Annotated in this window: 12 protein-coding genes; 11 read left to right on the top strand and 1 reads right to left on the bottom strand. The window is 46.0% G+C overall.

Annotated features, from left to right (window positions below):
* The first annotated feature begins 124 nt into the window (after positions 1–124).
* Positions 125–1,771: a malate synthase A gene (gene aceB / locus DA100_RS01030; protein WP_138970450.1), complete on the top strand. Its 1,647-nt coding sequence runs from the start codon at positions 125–127 to the stop codon at positions 1,769–1,771.
* A gap of 125 nt (positions 1,772–1,896) precedes the next feature.
* A complete protein-coding gene (gene aceA / locus DA100_RS01035) occupies positions 1,897–3,210 on the top strand; it encodes an isocitrate lyase (RefSeq protein ID WP_138970451.1) in 1,314 nt (437 codons plus the stop codon).
* A gap of 342 nt (positions 3,211–3,552) precedes the next feature.
* Here aceA and DA100_RS01040 read toward each other — a convergent pair whose 3' ends face one another.
* Positions 3,553–3,993 carry a CBS domain-containing protein gene (locus tag DA100_RS01040; RefSeq protein ID WP_138970452.1) on the bottom strand — a complete coding sequence of 147 codons (441 nt, stop codon included), beginning with the start codon at positions 3,991–3,993 and terminating at the stop codon, positions 3,553–3,555.
* 304 nt (positions 3,994–4,297) lie between these two features.
* Here DA100_RS01040 and queA point away from each other — a divergent pair, with 304 nt between their 5' ends.
* From queA to DA100_RS01085, 9 genes are all read left to right on the top strand, one after another.
* Positions 4,298–5,359, top strand: a complete 1,062-nt coding sequence (queA, locus tag DA100_RS01045; protein WP_138970453.1) for a tRNA preQ1(34) S-adenosylmethionine ribosyltransferase-isomerase QueA — start codon at positions 4,298–4,300, stop codon at positions 5,357–5,359.
* Between the two features lie 217 nt (positions 5,360–5,576).
* A complete protein-coding gene (gene tgt, locus DA100_RS01050; protein WP_006877883.1) occupies positions 5,577–6,713 on the top strand; it encodes a tRNA guanosine(34) transglycosylase Tgt in 1,137 nt (378 codons plus the stop codon).
* 174 nt (positions 6,714–6,887) lie between these two features.
* Positions 6,888–7,217, top strand: a complete 330-nt coding sequence (gene yajC / locus DA100_RS01055; RefSeq protein ID WP_138970454.1) for a preprotein translocase subunit YajC — start codon at positions 6,888–6,890, stop codon at positions 7,215–7,217.
* Between the two features lie 21 nt (positions 7,218–7,238).
* A complete protein-coding gene (gene secD / locus DA100_RS01060; RefSeq protein WP_138970455.1) occupies positions 7,239–9,095 on the top strand; it encodes a protein translocase subunit SecD in 1,857 nt (618 codons plus the stop codon).
* Positions 9,096–9,109: 14 nt separating this feature from the next.
* The gene (gene secF / locus DA100_RS01065) at positions 9,110–10,057 is read left to right on the top strand and encodes a protein translocase subunit SecF (protein WP_138970456.1); all 948 of its coding nucleotides are present in this window, start codon (positions 9,110–9,112) and stop codon (positions 10,055–10,057) included.
* A 70-nt stretch (positions 10,058–10,127) separates the two neighbouring features.
* A complete protein-coding gene (locus tag DA100_RS01070; RefSeq protein WP_138970457.1) occupies positions 10,128–10,622 on the top strand; it encodes a hypothetical protein in 495 nt (164 codons plus the stop codon).
* Positions 10,623–10,740: 118 nt separating this feature from the next.
* Positions 10,741–11,073, top strand: a complete 333-nt coding sequence (locus tag DA100_RS01075) for a DUF1904 domain-containing protein (protein ID WP_138970458.1) — start codon at positions 10,741–10,743, stop codon at positions 11,071–11,073.
* A 38-nt stretch (positions 11,074–11,111) separates the two neighbouring features.
* Complete coding sequence (gene mepA / locus DA100_RS01080) at positions 11,112–11,972, top strand: penicillin-insensitive murein endopeptidase (protein WP_138970459.1); 861 nt, start codon at positions 11,112–11,114, stop codon at positions 11,970–11,972.
* Between the two features lie 322 nt (positions 11,973–12,294).
* On the top strand, positions 12,295–13,626 hold the full coding sequence (locus DA100_RS01085; protein WP_138970460.1) for a cytochrome ubiquinol oxidase subunit I: 1,332 nt from the start codon (positions 12,295–12,297) through the stop codon (positions 13,624–13,626).
* Positions 13,627–13,628: the final 2 nt, after the last annotated feature.

Here is a 13,628-nt window from a genome sequence, read left to right on the forward strand (position 1 = left end):
ATGACCCGATACAGAGGTGGGCTAGCAATGACAGTGACGAGCTCGGCAGAAGTGTTCGCAGTGTCAGATAAGTGCGGCTAACCAGTGACGGTTTCATATACAGCAGGATATTAAGGAAGAAATTATGCTTGCCAACACACCAGAAAGAGATAAAACAACAGTAGAAGCCCAAGAAACCCTACTAAAAGAAGGCATGCTTGATGTCGCTGGTACCCTTTCACCAGAGCATCAGGCGATTTTCCCTGTTGAAGCCCAAACCTTCTTATCTCTACTGTGTGAAAAGTTCGCTGGTCGAGTTGATGAACTGCTCGCTGCTCGTGAGGAGAAGCAGGCACGCATTGACGCTGGTGAACTGCCGGACTTCCTAACAGATACGCAAGATATCAGAGAAGGAAGCTGGAAAATCCAAGGGATCCCTAAAGATCTTCAAGACCGCCGCGTTGAAATCACAGGTCCTACAGACCGAAAAATGGTGATAAACGCTCTAAACGCTAACGTAAAAGTGTTTATGGCTGACTTTGAAGACTCATTAGCTCCAGCGTGGGACAAAGTGCTTGATGGCCAAGTCAACTTACGTGATGCGGTAAATGGTGATATTAGCTACACCAATCCAGTCAATGGCAAGATCTACCAGTTGGAAGACGATCCTGCGGTTCTTATCTGCCGTGTACGTGGACTACATCTCAAAGAAAAGCACGTTACTTTCAACGGTCAGATTATCCCTGGGGCCCTGTTTGACTTTGCGCTTTACTTTTACAACAACTATACCAGTCTGTTGAGAAAAGGCAGCGGCCCTTATTTTTACATTCCAAAGCTTCAGTCTCACACGGAAGCAAAATGGTGGAGTGAAGTGTTCCACTTTACGGAAGAATACTTCGGTCTCGACACTGGAACTATCAAGGCAACCGTACTGATCGAGACGTTACCCGCTGTGTTCGAGATGGATGAAATTCTATTTTCACTAAAAGAACATATCGTTGGTCTTAACTGTGGTCGCTGGGACTACATCTTCAGCTACATCAAAACACTGAAAAAACACCCTGACCGCGTTCTTCCTGACCGTCAGGTAGTGACAATGGACAAGCCGTTCCTAAACGCTTACTCCCGTTTACTTGTCCGTACTTGTCATAAACGTGGTGCTTTCGCTATGGGAGGTATGGCCGCCTTTATCCCAGCGAAAGACCCACAAACTAATCAGCAAGTGCTGGATAAGGTCTATAACGACAAATCACTGGAAGCCAACAATGGTCATGACGGTACTTGGGTTGCACACCCTGGATTAGCTGACACGGCATTGGCTGTATTTGACCAAGCATTGGGACCAAGAACAAATCAGCTCAATGTATCTCGTGAACAAGATGCACCAGTGACAGCGGCAGACCTTCTTGCACCGTGTGAAGGTGACATCACAGAACAAGGTATGCGCCATAACATTCGTGTTGCTTTGCAGTACATCGAAGCGTGGATCTCAGGTAACGGTTGTGTGCCTATCTACGGATTGATGGAAGATGCCGCGACCGCAGAAATCTCGCGTGCTTCGATTTGGCAATGGATTCAACATGGTAAATCGCTGGACAACGGGCAAACCGTCACCAACGAGCTGTTCAAACAGTATCTGAGTGAAGAGATTGACGTTGTTAAACAAGAAGTGGGTGAGGAGCGTTACCAAGCGGGTCGCTTCGAAGAAGCTGCGGACTTGATGACTGAGCTCACGACCAGTGACCAATTAACCAATTTCTTAACTATTCCAGGTTACGACTACCTGGATTAGAAATAAACTCCACAACAATAACGTGAATGTTCTAAGGCAGAGATGGATGTACTGCCAAGGAAAAAGGAAAACATAGCGCCCGTTAACTCAACATAAGAAGCGCTCATCAATAGAGGGATAGACCGATGACTAACTTAACTCGCCGCCAACAAATTGAAGCTCTAGAAAAAGATTGGGCAACCAATCCACGCTGGAAAAACGTAAAACGTCCTTACACTGCTGAAGAGGTTGTTGAACTACGTGGCTCAATGGTACCTGCAAATACCATCGCTCAGCGTGGTGCTGACAAACTATGGTCACTGGTGAACGGTGATGCTAAGAAGGGTTACGTAAACTGTCTGGGCGCACTGACTGGCGGTCAAGCCGTTCAGCAAGCGAAAGCAGGTATTGAAGCGATTTACCTTTCAGGCTGGCAGGTTGCTGCAGACAACAACACTGCATCAACAATGTACCCAGACCAATCGCTATACCCAGTAGACTCTGTACCATCAGTCGTTAAGCGTATTAACAACTCATTCCGTCGTGCGGACCAAATCCAATGGTCTAACGGTAAATCACCAGCCGATGAAGGTGCTGTTGATTACTTCCTACCAATCGTTGCTGACGCAGAAGCGGGCTTTGGTGGCGTATTAAACGCATACGAACTGATGAAGTCGATGATCGAAGCGGGCGCAGCGGGTGTTCACTTTGAAGACCAACTTGCTTCTGTTAAGAAATGTGGTCACATGGGCGGTAAAGTTCTTGTTCCTACTCAAGAAGCGGTTCAAAAACTGGTTGCGGCTCGTCTAGCGGCAGACGTTGCTGGTACAACAACACTCGTTATCGCTCGTACAGATGCGAACGCTGCTGACCTACTAACGTCTGACTGTGATTCATACGACAAAGACTTTATCGTTGGTGAGCGTACTCAGGAAGGTTTCTACCGTGTACGTGCAGGGATTGACCAAGCGATTTCTCGTGGTCTAGCTTACGCGCCATACGCAGACTTAATTTGGTGTGAAACAGCAACGCCATGTCTAGAAGAAGCGCGTAAGTTCGCAGAAGCGATTCATGCTGAGTACCCAGAGCAGCTACTTGCGTACAACTGTTCTCCATCGTTCAACTGGGAGAAGAACCTAGATGCAGAAACCATTGCGAAATTCCAGCAAGAGCTTTCTGATATGGGCTACAAGTACCAGTTCATTACGCTGGCAGGTATTCACAACATGTGGTTCAACATGTTCGAACTTGCTCACGACTACGCGAAAGGCGAAGGCATGCGTCACTACGTTGAGAAAGTACAGCGTCCAGAGTTCCAAGCTGCTGAGAAAGGCTACACATTCGTGGCTCACCAACAAGAAGTGGGTACAGGCTACTTCGATAAGATGACCAACACAATTCAAGGTGGTAATTCTTCTGTAACAGCATTGACAGGTTCAACAGAAGAAGACCAATTTTAATCCCTTAGCCATTAATACCCTGCCTAGTGAGTCAGAAATGCAGGCTTTGACTCACTAGCCTTTGGGTATAGATATTCTGTTTAGGCATAAACTTTGACATGCTTTTGAGCGGTGCAGACCGCTCTTTTTTTGCCTGTAATTTCTACATTCCTCGTTTCAAGTACCCTTTTTCGAACCCTGTATAGCGGTGCTGCACAAGTCAGTTTCAGTTTGTGAATGTGGTGTTTTTCAATGGCAGATAGATGTAGCCTGCTCTGAATTAGCGGTAAGCCAAAGAGGATGTAGCATCAGGTGCCTACTCTCAGAGAGTAAGCACCGGAAAGTGTTGAGCATAAAGGGCGATTATTCCATCTCTTCAGGTTCAACTTCTTCTTCTAATTCAAGTAAGTTAATTGCGATAGCGACAAAGTCACTGTCGGTGATAATTCCGACTAGTTGACCCTTTTCTACCACGGGTAAACAGCCCACTTTGTGTTTTTGCATGTAGATAGCGCTCTCTTTTAATCCCGCTTGTGGCGCAACGGTCATCACACCGGTTTTCATGACTTCGTAAAGTGGTGTGTTAAGAGTGAATGACTGATTTTCTGGAATCTGTTGCAAGCTGGATTCTTGAGCGGCGAGCACGTCACGTTGTGAGATGACTCCAAGTAGTTTTCTGTCTGCGTCTATGATGGGGATATGACGAATATCAAGTGCTTCCATCATGCTTTTAGCATCAGCAAGATTATGTGAGCGAAGAAGCGTATGGGGACTACGCGTCATCATGTCTTCTACTTTAATCATGGCTGCCTCCTGAAGTTGTTCTTTACCTTATAAATATAGTAATTTTCTCGCTGTGAGTATGAGAGCTAATCGCGTTTTATTGTCATAACCTTGCTTTTTTGTGGTAAATCAATTATTGAATAACTCAGCACTAAAATAACACTCTCAGAAGCTGTAATTACGTAAATGATTACAATAATTCACATCTCTTTTCTTGATATTGCTCTGATGCGGAATATACTATCTGGCTGCGAAAAACTCGTCGTCTGTTTGTGACAGAATCAGTTCGACTCACATAAAGAACCCACGACAAAAGATTAGTAACATGCAAGTATCAGATTTCCATTTTGACTTACCGGATGAGCTTATTGCTCGTTATCCTCAGCCAGAACGCACTGCGAGCCGTTTACTACAAATGGATGGTAATACGGGTGAGCTTGTTGATGGCACATTTACCGATGTACTGGAGCAAGTACAACCGGGTGATTTAGTGGTGTTCAACAACACTCGAGTGATTCCTGCGCGCATGTTTGGCCGCAAAGAATCAGGTGGCAAGCTTGAGGTGTTGGTTGAACGGGTTATCGATGAGAAAAGCATTCTGGCTCATGTGCGTTGTTCAAAGTCACCGAAGCCGGGAAGTACTATTTTTGTTGGTGAGAATGATGAGTTTTCAGCGCAGATGGTCGCGCGTCATGATGCGTTGTTTGAGTTGAAGTTCAATTCAGAGCAAAATGTTCTAGCGGTATTGGAAGAGACTGGTCATATGCCTCTTCCTCCTTATATCGATCGCCCAGATGAAGACTCTGACAAAGAGCGTTACCAGACGGTTTATAACCAAAAACCGGGGGCTGTAGCCGCGCCAACGGCGGGTCTGCATTTCGATCAACCATTGCTGGATAGAATCAAAGCGAAAGGTGCGGAGTTTGCTTACGTGACTCTCCATGTGGGCGCAGGTACATTCCAGCCAGTGAAAGTTGATGATATTCATGATCACCACATGCACGCTGAATACGTTGAAGTACCTCAGGAAGTCGTCGATGCAATTAATGCGACGAAAGCACGTGGTGGCCGAATTATCGCAGTGGGTACAACATCGGTACGTTCGCTAGAAAGCGCAGCGCAAGATGCGATTAAGAAGGGGACAGAGTTAGTTCCTTTCTTTGGTGATACCGAGATCTTCATCTACCCAGGTTACCAATATCAGTTAGTAGACTGTTTGATTACTAACTTCCACCTGCCAGAGTCGACACTGATTATGTTGGTCAGTGCGTTCGCAGGTTACGAGAATACAATGAACGCTTATAAGCACGCGGTGGAGAACAAGTATCGCTTCTTCTCTTACGGTGATTCGATGTTTATAAAAAAGAAACTAGCTACGAGTTCCTAGTCGCTAGAAACTGAAATCTAGAGACTAGAGACTAGAGACTAGAGACTAGAGACTAGAGACTAGAGACTAGAGACTTAAACAATTTACGAGTGCTAGCAGTAAGCTAGGAAGCAAAGCAGAAGGATGCTTTGTCTCTCGCATGGAAGGCGACCGCTCCTCATAGAGCTTAATGCTCTGAACTTAATGTCAGACTGTTTCTCTGACAACCGGAGGCTTCGTGAAGTTAAAATTCGATCTTAAAAAGAAAGACGGTGTTGCGCGTCGTGGTCAACTGACCTTTGAACGTGGCACAGTTCAAACACCTGCATTTATGCCAGTAGGTACTTACGGTACTGTTAAAGGTATGACGCCGGAAGAAGTAAAAGGCACTGGTGCTGAAATCCTGCTAGGTAACACTTTCCACCTATGGCTACGTCCTGGTCAGGAAGTGATGAAAATGCACGGTGATCTGCACGATTTTATGAACTGGCAAGGTCCTATTCTTACTGATTCAGGCGGTTTCCAAGTGTTCAGCTTAGGTAAGATGCGTACCATCACTGAGCAAGGTGTTCACTTCCGTAACCCGGTAAACGGTGACAAGATCTTCATGGACGCTGAAAAGTCGATGGAAATCCAAAAAGACCTAGGTTCAGACATTGTTATGATCTTCGACGAGTGTACGCCATACCCAGCAACACATGATGAAGCGAAGAAATCGATGGAAATGTCGCTACGTTGGGCGCAGCGTTCACGTGACCATTTCGACAAACTAGAGAACCCAAACAACCTATTTGGTATCGTTCAGGGTGGTGTTTACGAAGATCTACGTGATGTGTCGGTTAAAGGTCTAACTGAAATCGGTTTTGATGGTTATGCAGTAGGCGGTTTGGCAGTAGGTGAACCTAAAGAAGACATGCACCGCATCCTTGAGCACACATGTCCTCAGCTACCAGAAGACAAGCCTCGTTACCTGATGGGTGTAGGCAAACCTGAAGACTTAGTTGAAGGTGTGCGCCGTGGTATCGATATGTTTGACTGTGTAATGCCAACGCGTAATGCACGTAATGGTCACCTATTTGTGACTGGCGGTGTGATCAAGATCCGTAATGCGAAACACAAAACAGATACAACAGCGCTAGATCCGCACTGTGACTGTTACACTTGTCAGAACTACTCTAAGTCGTACCTTCACCACTTAGAGCGTTGTAACGAGATTCTGGGTGCCCGTCTAAACACGATCCACAACCTACGTTACTACCAACGCTTGATGGAAAGCATTCGTAACGCGATTGACGAAGATCGTTTTGATGAGTTCGTGAAAGAGTTCTATGAGCGTCGTGGCCGTGAAGTACCGCCACTAGCAAAAGAGCAGTAATCGACAGATTTAATGAATTAAAGCCTTTGGCATTACGCCAGAGGCTTTTGCTAATAAAGTAGGCAAACGCAAGCTATTTTTGAGAGAGTGATCGCTATTGGTCACTCTCAGACTTGAAACTAAATCGCAAATGCCCAACTTGGATATTAATAAATAATAATAGAGGATATTTTAATGTTTATTTCTCAAGCTCACGCAGCAGCTGAAGGTGCACCAGCAGGTGGCGGTTTCGAAATGCTAATCATGCTAGGTATGTTTGCGGTGATCTTCTACTTCATGATCTACCGTCCACAAGCTAAGCGTGTAAAAGAGCATAAAAGCCTAATGGCGTCGATGGGTAAAGGTGATGAAGTTCTAACCAGCGGTGGTCTAGTCGGTAAAATTACTAAGATCGCTGAAGACAACGACTACATCTCGATCGAGCTAAACACCAATAACGAAGTTGTTATCAAAAAAGACTTCGTTACAGCAGTGCTACCAAAAGGTACGCTGAAATCTCTATAAAACAGCTTAAGGATCCTCGCTGTGCTTAACCGCTACCCGTTGTGGAAGTACCTGATGGTGGTGTTTACCATCGCTATCGCAGCATTGTATGCACTTCCGAATATCTACGGTGAAGATCCGGCAATTCAAGTTACAGGGGCGCGTGGCGCCTCTGTAGATATGTCGACGCTGGATTCTGTCACTCAAGCTCTTGATAAACAGGGCTTATCTCATAAATCCATTGCTCTAGAGAATGGATCTATTCTTGTACGTTTTAACGACACTGATACGCAAATCAGTGCTCGTGATGTTATCAGCGAAGCGATGGGCAACGATATAATTGTTGCTCTTAACCTCGCTCCTGCAACGCCAGACTGGCTTGAATCCATTGGCGCTGCGCCGATGAAGCTAGGCCTTGACCTACGTGGTGGTGTTCACTTCTTGATGGAAGTGGATATGGACGCTGCGATGGAAAAGCTGATTGGTCAGCAGGAAGAAGCCTTCCGCAGTGAACTTCGCGAAGAAAAAGTACGCTATCGTTCGATTCGCCCTTCAGGCAAGAACGCGGTTGAAGTACTACTGCGCAATGAAGAACAACTAGCCGAAGCTCAGCGCATTCTTGAGAAAAACCACCCAGACATGCTCTTTACTGATTCCGTGTCTGAGGGTCGTTTTGCTCTCATTGCTACTTTTACTGAGCAACGTCTAACTGAAATTCGCAACTACGCTGTCGAGCAGAACATCACGATTCTGCGTAACCGTGTTAACGAACTGGGTGTTGCTGAGCCATTGGTTCAACGTCAAGGTGCAAGCCGCATCGTTGTTGAGCTTCCAGGTGTTCAAGATACAGCTCGAGCGAAAGAGATTCTTGGTGCGACGGCAACGTTAGAGTTCCGTGAAGTTGATGCTAAAGCTGATTTGGCTGCGGCGGCTAGTGGTCGCGCGCCAGCAGGCAGTGAAATCAAACAAGATCGTGACGGCCGTCCTGTGGTGCTTAAGAAACGCGTCATCTTAGGCGGTTCGAGCATCACGGATGCAAGCTCAAGTGTTGATGAGTACGGTCGCCCTCAGGTTAACATCTCGCTAGATAGCGAAGGTGGTAACAAGATGTCGGCTTTCTCTCGTCAGAACATTGGTAAGCTAATGGCGACCGTGTTTGCTGAGTACAAAGACAGTGGTCGTCGTACTCCTGAAGGCAAAGTGATTCTGACTAAGTATGAAGAAGTGATTAACCAAGCGACGATTCAATCTGCGCTAGGCCGTAACTTCCGTATTACTGGTATTGATTCTGCGGCTGAAGCACATAACCTAGCACTATTACTACGTGCGGGTGCCCTAATCGCGCCTATTTCTATTGTCGAAGAGCGTACTATTGGTCCTTCAATGGGTCAGCAGAACATCGACATGGGTATCCAAGCAATGGTTTGGGGTATGGTGGCAGTTATGCTCTTTACTCTGATGTACTACCGTAAGTTTGGTCTGATTGCTAACGTCGCTTTAATGGCAAACCTTGTGTTGATTATCGGCGTTATGTCGATGATCCCAGGTGCAACCATGACCTTACCAGGTATTGCCGGTATCGTTCTGACTGTCGGTATGGCCGTCGATGCGAACGTACTGATCTTTGAGCGTATTCGCGAAGAGTTACGTGATGGTCGCAGCCCGCAGCAAGCGATCCACCAAGGTTACGCTAACGCATTCAGTACGATTGCCGATGCGAACATCACGACCTTGATTACTGCGATTATTCTGTTTGCTGTCGGTACCGGCGCAATCAAAGGTTTCGCTGTGACTCTGTCTATCGGTATCTTAACTTCTATGTTTACAGCCATTGTTGGAACACGTTGTATCGTGAATCTGGCTTACGGTGGTAAACGTATCAACAAACTGTCGATCTAAGGCTGGGAATTAGTATGTTTCAGATTCTAAAAGCAGAGAAAACGATCGACTTTATGCGTTGGTCAAAATTCGCATTCTTGTTCTCTATTTTGATGATTGGTGCTTCAATCTTCACTCTATCAACCAAATGGTTGAACTGGGGTCTAGATTTTACGGGCGGTACTCTAATCGAAGTAGGTTTTGAACAGCCTGCGAACCTTGAAGATATCCGCAGTGCGCTGGAAGCAAAAGGCTTTGGCGATGCAACGGTTCAGAATTTTGGTAGTGCACGTGACGTTATGGTTCGTCTACGTCCTCGTGATGATATGGCAGGTGAGACTCTGGGCAACCAGATTATTTCTGCGATCAAACAGGGCACTGGCGAAGACGTTGAGATGCGTCGTATCGAATTCGTTGGTCCTAACGTAGGTGATGAACTCACGGAAGCTGGTGGTCTAGCGATTTTAGTTTCGCTTATCTGTATCCTGATTTACGTTTCAGTGCGTTTTGAATGGCGTCTCGCTGCTGGTGCGGTATTAGCACTAGCACACGACGTTATTATCACACTGGGCGTGTTCTCTATGATGCAAATCGAGGTTGATCTGACTATCGTTGCAGCCTTGCTGACGGTTGTCGGTTACTCGCTCAACGATACCATTGTTGTATTTGACCGTATCCGTGAAAACTTCCGCAAGATACGTAAGGGTGAACCATCAGAGATCATGAACAGCTCAATTACACAAACATTGAGCCGTACCTTGATTACCTCTGGTACTACACTCTTTGTAGTTATCGCTCTGTTTGTACAGGGTGGGGCTATGATCCACGGTTTCGCAACCGCTCTTCTACTAGGTATTACAGTCGGTACTTACTCTTCAATCTACGTTGCTTCGGCGCTGGCATTGAAACTGGGTATTACCAAAGAACACTTAATGCCACCTCAAGTAGAAAAAGAGGGTGCAGAGTTTGATGAGATGCCATAAGGTATTGAGTCAAAGATCTTAATCAAAGCCGCTGTTATTCAGCGGCTTTGTTGTTTTAACGGAGTTATGAATGCGATGGTTTACGGCTTTTATTGCCTTGGTTGTCCTTAATGTATCAGCAAATACTTTAACGCTATCCAGTCATCCCAATACCCTTGCACAAAACATTCGCGACTCATGGCAAGAGTGTGATGAGCAAACGTGGTGTGAGGATAAGCTCGCTTATTATCGAGGAAGTTACTTTGCCGAGGCGGTAGTGTCGCAGTCTGAGCTTGAGATTGAGCTATTTAGTGAATTCTCTACCCACCAGTTATCTCAGCTGCAACTCAACCTGCGTAGTGATGGCTTTTCTTTACTGAGCGTAGACATCATGGGCGAACGCTTTGATATCTCGCAACAGAGCTCTCAACATTCAGTTAGCGAGGTCAACGCAGCGTTAGTGCAATTTATCAATCGTTACCCTCAAACCGCACTGAGGAAACTGGTATGGCAATCTTCGCTGTGGAGTGCTGAGTTAATCAGTGATGGTGAGATCATTTCATTGCGCTTTATGTCTCGTGATTGAGCAGAGTAAATGTATTGGGTGAATATTGTGCGATCTTGTCGCACACTTAAAATAGAGGCTACAGACTTAGAGTAATAACTTGCTATGATGAATGAAAATAATCAATAGGAAGCAAATTATGCCACACTTACGTTTTCGAGCAGTAGAGCCGCAGACAGTACAAGCGCTATCTAAGCCGCTAATTGATGAGCTTCAGCCTTTGATGGACTGCCCTCGTGAAGATTTTACCTTTGAATATATCTATTCAACATTCTTCCACGAAGGGGAGGTGAGCAGTGCTTATCCGTTTGTTGAGGTGTTGTGGTTTGATCGTGGCCAAGAAGTTCAGGATGCCGTCGCTAAAGCGGTGACGTCGCAGATTCGTGGTGTGATTGGTGAAGATGTCGATGTCGCGGTGATTTTTACAGCGCTTGACGCCAAAGGCTATTACGACAATGGCGAGCATTACTAATTCGCTCAATTAATCACTTCAAGTAAGAGGAGAAAACAATGCAGGTTAGTCTAGACACATGGCGTAAACTGCTTTTGTTATGCTCTTCTTTACCCTTTGCTTCCTCGGTAGCCGCGACTCCGTGGGAGAATATAGACGCCCCTTCAAATGGTTCACCTCAAGCCATTGGCAGCTACGCCAATGGCTGTTTGTCCGGTGGCGCAGCTTTACCGCTACAAGGGGAGGGCTATCAAGTTATCCGTAGTCAACGTGAGCGTTACTATGGTCACCCTAATGCGATCGGTTTTATTGAGCGTTTAGCTGATCTGTCACGTAATGAGCTAAAAACTAATATCTTGATCGGTGATATCTCCTTGCCACAAGGTGGGCGCTTTTCATCAGGGCATTCTAGCCACCAAACTGGGTTAGATATCGATATTTGGCTTAAATTTGCGGATACGCCACTTTCTGAGCCACAGTTAGCGAAGCCGACGCCTCACAGCGTAGTCAACTTAGAGCAGTATCAACTACTCAAACACAACTGGGATGAACGTCATTTCGAATTAGTGAAGTTTGCTGCCAGTGATGAGCAGGTAGCGCGTATCTTTGTCCATCCAGTGATCAAAGAGAAATTATGCGCGACTGAACAAAGCAGCGAGCGAGAGTGGCTGCGAAAAGTTCGTCCATGGTGGGGGCATCATTACCATATGCACGTACGCTTGAACTGTCCTGAAGGGAGCCAGAACTGCAAACCTCAAGCTGAGCCGCCTAAAGGTGATGGTTGTGGTGCAGAGCTAATGAGTTGGAAGCCGCAGCCTAAACCCGCAGCCCCTAAAGTGAGCAGTAGCAAACCCAAAAAGAAGAAACCTAAGGTGCTTCCCAGTCAGTGTGTTGAGCTGTTGGAAAGTATAGGGAGCTGACATATTAATAACCCTATATTTCATCTAGTTTTTGTAATTTTATTTCACATATACCATAGTCAAAGTTAGGAATACTCGAAGAGTCCACTTTCACTCATCCCAATGGTTACATTTGCTTTCTTATTGATACCTTTAGCGGCTTTTTGTTGACTTTTGAGATAATTTACTCCACTCATTTCCTTCCTCAACTTGATATAAATCATTGTCAGAGATGGGCCATTTCACGGCTTTTCTCTTTGAATGAATCCAATTCGTCGATTTTTACGTAATTAAATTACAGCTTAATACTCTAAAATGTACGACGAGTCTTTGAGGACCCAAGATGTTAGATACCCTCATGCTGTCTCGAATCCAGTTCGCAGCAAATATCAGTTTTCATATTCTTTTTCCCACCATCACGATTGCTTTAGCTTGGATGCTGGTGTTTTTTAAGTGGCGCTATAACCGCACTCAGGCCCCCGTTTGGCTGGATGTCTATTACTTCTGGGTTAAGGTCTTTGCCTTGACGTTTGCATTAGGCGTTGTGTCAGGCATCACGATGAGCTTCCAGTTTGGTACCAACTGGCCTGGATTTATGGAGCGAGTTGGCAATGTTGCAGGGCCGCTGCTTGGCTATGAAGTGATGACAGCGTTCTTTATGGAGGCGACCTTCCTCGGTGTGATGTTGTTTGGTCGTGGTCGAGTCCCTGATTGGTTCCACACACTTGCAACGGTTTTAGTTGCGATAGGAACCAGCATGTCAGCATTTTGGATTCTTGTCCTGAACAGTTGGATGCACACGCCAAGTGGCTATGAAGTGATTGATGGCATTGTGCATGTCACCAGTTGGAAAGAAGTGATCCTCAATCCTTCATTGCCTTACCGTTTTGCGCATACTTTGCTTGCTTCAGCATTGACCGCCAGTTTCCTCATCGCAGGCATTTCCGCTTACCAAGTGCTAAAGCAGCCGAACCATCGAGCGGCCAAGTTGGGCTTGAAAGTGTCTCTGTTTGCAGCAGCAGGCTTCATCCCACTGCAAATATTGGTTGGCGATCTCCATGGGCTCAATACCCTAGAGCACCAACCTGCCAAGATAGCTGCGATGGAAGGTGTTTGGGAAACCGAAAAAGGCGCGCCTTTGCTGCTGTTTGCGATGCCAAATGAAGAGACGCGAAGCAATGATTTTGCTGTCGGGATTCCTAAGCTTGCCAGCCTGATATTGACCCACGATTTAGATGGGGAAATCTTCGGGCTCAATGAGTTTGCTCCTGATCATCCTCCCGTCCAACCATTGTTCTTTGGTTTTAGAATCATGGTTGGTGTCGGCGTTCTTATGTTGCTGGTTAGTTGGTTTGGAACGGTCAAACTGGTGCGAAAAAAAGCGCTGCCGAAACCTTATTTGTTTACCGTGCTAGCGATGACATTTTCCGGTTGGATTGCCACATTGGCAGGTTGGTACGTGACTGAGATTGGCAGACAGCCTTGGTTAGTGAGTGGTGTGTTGCGAACATCCGAAGCGGTCACGACGGTTGAAAGTAGTAGTGTCATGATCTCACTGGCAATGTACTTGGTGATCTATGCGTTATTGCTGGTCGCGTACATTCATACTCTGTTTTATCTGGCACGTAAAGATGTGGCAGCACACCAAGTATCACTCACGGCTAAAGAGGCTTAATC

Origin of the sequence: Vibrio sp. Hep-1b-8, assembly GCF_006124995.1 — a bacterium.
GTDB lineage: Bacteria > Pseudomonadota > Gammaproteobacteria > Enterobacterales > Vibrionaceae > Vibrio.

Bases quoted from the DNA above. Each gene is read 5' to 3' on its own strand.
- queA (WP_138970453.1), top strand. From the start codon at position 4,298: ATGCAAGTATCAGATTTCCATTTTGACTTACCGGATGAGCTTATTGCT.
- secF (WP_138970456.1), top strand. From the start codon at position 9,110: ATGTTTCAGATTCTAAAAGCAGAGAAAACGATCGACTTTATGCGTTGG.
- aceA (WP_138970451.1), top strand. From the start codon at position 1,897: ATGACTAACTTAACTCGCCGCCAACAAATTGAAGCTCTAGAAAAAGAT.
- aceB (WP_138970450.1), top strand. From the start codon at position 125: ATGCTTGCCAACACACCAGAAAGAGATAAAACAACAGTAGAAGCCCAA.
- DA100_RS01075 (WP_138970458.1), top strand. From the start codon at position 10,741: ATGCCACACTTACGTTTTCGAGCAGTAGAGCCGCAGACAGTACAAGCG.
- mepA (WP_138970459.1), top strand. From the start codon at position 11,112: ATGCAGGTTAGTCTAGACACATGGCGTAAACTGCTTTTGTTATGCTCT.
- DA100_RS01040 (WP_138970452.1), bottom strand. From the start codon at position 3,993: ATGATTAAAGTAGAAGACATGATGACGCGTAGTCCCCATACGCTTCTT.
- yajC (WP_138970454.1), top strand. From the start codon at position 6,888: ATGTTTATTTCTCAAGCTCACGCAGCAGCTGAAGGTGCACCAGCAGGT.
- DA100_RS01070 (WP_138970457.1), top strand. From the start codon at position 10,128: ATGCGATGGTTTACGGCTTTTATTGCCTTGGTTGTCCTTAATGTATCA.
- DA100_RS01085 (WP_138970460.1), top strand. From the start codon at position 12,295: ATGTTAGATACCCTCATGCTGTCTCGAATCCAGTTCGCAGCAAATATC.